Annotated in this window: 1 protein-coding gene; it reads left to right on the top strand. The window is 42.6% G+C overall.

Annotation, left to right across the window (positions count from 1 at the left end):
- The coding region (locus C1E99_RS12280) for an HAD-IIB family hydrolase (protein WP_153060227.1) at positions 1-319 on the top strand (319 nt) is incomplete at both ends.

Genomic DNA, 319 nt, shown 5'->3' on the forward strand with positions numbered 1-319 from the left:
CTTGTAATCCATTGCTTAATAAAATTGTGGCAAGTGATGAGGAAATGCCAGAAGATTTTGTCTACAATAAGGCAGTCTCAGCGGTAGATGCAGCATTTCTAGATGGACAAATTCCAAAAATTCCTGCAGAACTTCACGAGCGCTTCGAGATTTTCAAATCGCGTGATATTCTGCTCGAATGGAGTCCAAAAGGTGTCCACAAGGCAAATGGTTTGGCTAAGTTGATTGGACATCTGGGGATTGATCAATCAGAAGTTATGGCCTGTGGCGATGAAGGAAATGATCTTTCCATGATTGAATGGGCTGGTTTGGGTGTTGC

This window comes from Streptococcus suis, assembly GCF_002964045.1.
GTDB lineage: Bacteria > Bacillota > Bacilli > Lactobacillales > Streptococcaceae > Streptococcus > Streptococcus suis_U.